The organism is uncultured Clostridium sp. (genome assembly GCF_934754915.1).
In the GTDB taxonomy this organism is placed as follows: domain Bacteria; phylum Bacillota; class Clostridia; order Clostridiales; family Clostridiaceae; genus Clostridium.
The window spans coordinates 1-4,378 of sequence record NZ_CAKVKB010000209.1 but is presented as its reverse complement, the minus strand read 5'-3'; the positions used below and the strand labels follow the sequence as shown (position 1 = coordinate 4,378).

At 25.5% G+C, this 4,378-nt stretch carries 6 protein-coding genes; 3 read left to right on the top strand and 3 right to left on the bottom strand.

Annotation, left to right across the window (positions count from 1 at the left end; translation table 11 throughout):
- Positions 1-61: 61 nt before the first annotated feature.
- Entirely contained in the window at positions 62-655 is a 594-nt protein-coding gene (locus tag Q0F58_RS17520; RefSeq protein ID WP_294379155.1) for a hypothetical protein, read from the bottom strand.
- A gap of 201 nt (positions 656-856) precedes the next feature.
- Between Q0F58_RS17520 and Q0F58_RS17515 the strand changes: the two genes are divergently transcribed.
- The 3 genes from Q0F58_RS17515 (at position 857) to Q0F58_RS17505 (ending at position 2,263) form a co-directional block, all read left to right on the top strand.
- Entirely contained in the window at positions 857-988 is a 132-nt protein-coding gene (locus tag Q0F58_RS17515) for a helix-turn-helix domain-containing protein (RefSeq protein ID WP_294379154.1), read from the top strand.
- A 316-nt stretch (positions 989-1,304) separates the two neighbouring features.
- Entirely contained in the window at positions 1,305-1,670 is a 366-nt protein-coding gene (locus Q0F58_RS17510) for a helix-turn-helix domain-containing protein (RefSeq protein ID WP_294379153.1), read from the top strand.
- An 86-nt stretch (positions 1,671-1,756) separates the two neighbouring features.
- A complete protein-coding gene (locus Q0F58_RS17505) occupies positions 1,757-2,263 on the top strand; it encodes a YbhB/YbcL family Raf kinase inhibitor-like protein (RefSeq protein ID WP_294379152.1) in 507 nt (168 codons plus the stop codon).
- A 53-nt stretch (positions 2,264-2,316) separates the two neighbouring features.
- Here Q0F58_RS17505 and Q0F58_RS17500 read toward each other — a convergent pair whose 3' ends face one another.
- Together Q0F58_RS17500 and Q0F58_RS17495 are read right to left on the bottom strand one after the other, a co-directional pair.
- Positions 2,317-3,309, bottom strand: a complete 993-nt coding sequence (locus tag Q0F58_RS17500; protein WP_294379151.1) for a hypothetical protein — start codon at positions 3,307-3,309, stop codon at positions 2,317-2,319.
- 2 nt (positions 3,310-3,311) lie between these two features.
- Positions 3,312-3,878, bottom strand: a complete 567-nt coding sequence (locus tag Q0F58_RS17495; RefSeq protein WP_294379150.1) for a hypothetical protein — start codon at positions 3,876-3,878, stop codon at positions 3,312-3,314.
- Between the last annotated feature and the right edge of the window lie 500 nt (positions 3,879-4,378).

Sequence of the window (4,378 nt, the reverse complement as noted above, 5' to 3'; positions counted from 1 at the left end):
TCTTCTCCTTTTTCACAATTTTTTATATTATATCATGACCGAATAATTACTGTCTAATTAATTATAACCAATCCAAACTTTCTAAATCAGGTACTAAATTATTAAATCTGCATATATTAACATTTAATCCTCCAATATCAATTACATTAACTCTTGTATTTCTATATTCATTTATATTTTCATAGACTGGACCAATAGCTTCTGGCAAAACTAAAACATCATCTATTACAAATTTAATATTTTTATCATTTACAGTAATATCAACTATTCCATTATTAAAAATGTATTCTCTATATGAATCTTTTAGCTTTTTATTTTTATAGATATTTACAGGTGCACCTATTGCTAATTTTACTCTATCACTCTTTTCAATTAATAATATATTCCATATAGCCACATATATTGCCATCTTGTGTTCTATGCTTTGTTTAGTTAAATCAAAGCTTAGATTGCTTTCATCAACCATATCTCCAACCAGATATTCTATGCCTTCAAATTCAACCTTAAATGTCTTTCCAGTAATATCAACTCCACAATTCTCGATTGTTTTTATTTTAGTTCTAAACCTCCCCCTCTGTATTCCATTCTCATTTTTCCATACATATTTAGTTGTATCTTTTCCTGCATCTACTGCAATTAATACTGTGTTTTCCACTTTACATCACACTCCTTTTTTATTGTTTCTTTATATTATAGATAGCAGAATACCAAAATATAACTCTTTCAGATAAAGGTGTGAACTTATCAGAACCAAATAATTTCAGATAAGAACTGTTCATAACCATCATAAATATTCTATCTTAGAATATTTATGTTATACTATTTCTAATATAGAAAACAAAGGTGGATAAAAAATATGAATAATACTATTGGAGAAAATATAAAAAGATTGAGAAAAGAAGCTGGTATGACTCAGCAAGAGTTGGCATATGCTCTTGAAATATCATCTGTAAGCAATGTAACAAAGTATGAAAAAGGACAATTATAGCCAAACCTATCTATCATCTATAAGTTATGTAATTTATTTAGGATTTCTGCTGATGAGCTTCTAAATATAGATAATTCCTGTGAATCAAGAGATTTATCTCGTAGTTTCATTCAATTTGTTATAAGAAAATATAAATTAGATATTAACATTAATAATATCTCTGATAAAGATAAAGAACTAATATTAAATCTTGCTACTGCAACATCTAAAGTTTTCTTATCTTCTCTCATTAATAAAAATCAATAAATTTTTATTAAAAAAATTATATGTAAAAAGCATTAGTTTACTATAAATATGTTTTATTGGAGGTTATAACTTGAAAATAAGAGAAAATTATACATGCCCATTAGAATTAATACATGATATGATTAAAGGAAAGTGGAAACCTATAATTTTATGGAGACTACGCCTAGGTGCAACTTCATTATCAAAATTAGAAAAAGATATTGAAGGTATTAATCAAAAAATGTTATTAGAACAATTAAATGAACTTATTGATTATGGATTTATAGAAAAGAAATGCTTTGTTGGATATCCTCTTCATGTTGAATATTCCCTTACAGATGATATGGGTAAAGAGATACTTAAAGCTTTAAAAGTCATGCAACATATTGGCATAAATTATTTAAAAACAAATGGTATGGAGAATGTATTAATCGAAAAACATGTTGTTGCTGATTAATACTAACAAAAAAGTGGGTAATTTACCATATAAATTCTTGTTGTTATAATTTCTATTGAAAAGAAATAAGGAGGTAATATTATAATATGGTAGTTACAAGTACAGGAATTATAAATGGTATTATTCAAAATCAATATGGTGGACATGGAAATCATTTTAATGAAAATGGTATACCTACCTTTTCATTACCAATAAAAATAAAAGATGCTCCTAAAGACACTGTTTCATTTGCAATTGTATTAGAAGATAAAGACTCATATCCTGTAACAGGAGGATTTGTATGGATACATTGGCTTGTAGCAAATTTAACACGTAATGAATTACTGGACAATGAAAGCCAAACAGCAAATGATTTTATACAGGGTTCTAATAGTTGGACTAGTATACAAGGAAATCAACAGTCCAGAGAACTTTCTTCTTACTATGGAGGAATGACTCCTCCAGATAAAGCACATCTTTATGAGATTCATGTATTTGCATTGGATAAATTATTAAATTTACAGAATGGATTCTTGCTAAATGAATTATATCATGAAATGAACGAACATATTTTATCTAAGTATACTTTAAAAGGAACTTATGAAAAATGTTAATTTTCCAAACAAAAAGGTAATACTTCTAATAATATTACCTTTTTGTTAATTCTTTATTTAAAATATTTCTTTGCAATATCATAGTTTAACATAGCAATTTTTAAAAAAGCAGAATTAATATTATATTTTTTAATTAGTTCACTTGAGTTAATCTTATCTTGCAAATCATTTTTACTTCTTAAACATGCATCTTTATCTATACAAGCTACAGCAAAATTAACATATATATTATAATTCCAATTAAAAAGCCTTCTATACAACTCAAAAACTCTAGAAATTGTAATAAGAACTTCTTCTACATTCAGCTTATTCTTATAATTAAGATAGACAACATCTATTGTAAATCCACCAGCTTTATTTTTAACTACTTCATTTATAATTACATTCTTCTTATTAATTATAGTATCTATTGTTGTATTCTCATATTTATCATCATTATCAATCTTTTTTCTTTTAAGCATATTATTAACCTGTATCTGTATTTTTTCTTGTAAATACTTAATATCTTTATTTACTTCATCTTCATTCATATATCTTAAAAAAGATTCATAAAAACATTCCATATAACCTTCACTATTACCTACAAAACTATTTCCTTCTTCACAATATCTAGAATATAACTGCATTCCCCTTAATCCATTAACCCTTATCTTGGGAATTATATTCTTTAAGAAATACTCTGCTCTAAATATATATTTCAAATGGGTTGTTTCCAAATTTGGAATATGAACACTTTTAACATCTTGAAACCATTGTTTTTTTAAATATTTTATAGCAAATTTTCTAAGCATTATTATTCTGCTGTTCTTTTTGTATTTAATTTCTTTTATTATCTCTGACCTCTTTAATTCTAACAACTTAGCTAATATAGTTCTTTTAGTAGTATCTAAACTCAACTTTAATGCTCCTTGAACTATTTGTTCCTGCAATACTCCCCCTCTAGCCTCAGAGCTCATATAATAAATCAAAAAAATATAATTCTCGTATTTTCTGCATAATTCCAGTTTAATTTTATTTCTATAATAATTTGTTTTTATCTCTTCCATTTCTATCGCCTCCCTTCTTCATATTTTAGCTTCAATAATTTGCAGGTATTTTTCTTTGCAATAATATCTTTATCTCTATAACTACTAGTTACTGCCTCAAAGCCAGTCCATTTTCCATCAAGTTTTTTATAAATTCCATCCAATGCTCCATATTCTTTCTCTGATTCAAATTCATCTTCTCTTTCCTGCAATATTTTCTTTATTATTGTTTCAGAGAGCCAGGTTTTCTGCTCTTTTAAGGATAAAGAGAAATATTTGTTAGCTATAATTATGTCATGTGTTATGCTCTCTGAGTGTTGGAAATCCTTGATGTTGAAGTAATAGGTGGCTATTTTTTGACCATATTGGGTTAATCTGAAGGCTTGGATGGATTTTGCTGGAACTGGATTATAATAAATATCTTTTTTAAGAATACCTTCTTTAATATAACTGTAAATTCTATTTTTACTTATCATTGTTTGCAATTGCTGTTCTGTTGCAATAGAAGTTTTAGCTATTGCAGTTAATGCTCTTCTATCACTTACATTAAATTCTTTTATATATTTTAATCTTATAGATATCACCTCCATATTTGTTGTTATTTTTCAATTTTAATGTTTTTTTGTTGCACTAGAATGCGTTCTTAATATTATCGTAAAACCTTATAAATAGTCGCTTATAGCTATTTTACCCTCATAAGTAACTCTGCTATATTATGTTATATACAATTTTTTCAAAAATATAATTATCAAGTGATTTCTATGGTTTTTTATATAAAAAAAAATAAGAGATACATGCCTTTAATGAACATTGAATATCTCTCATTTTTAATTTACTATTTTTTACAATTCGCTTATTGTATATACTATTGTATTTAGTTATTTGTAATATTTTATTCTTCTGCAAGATTTAATAATTTTCTATTTTCAGTCTATATGTTAGTTTTAGCAGGCTAATAAGTTTTCTTCATAATATTATAAAAATACATTTTTAATATAATTATAGTTATAGTATCATTATAGTTTTATTTTTCGACATTAGACTGCTATATTAACTATATATTTAAATATTAATAAAATATAGCAGTTTT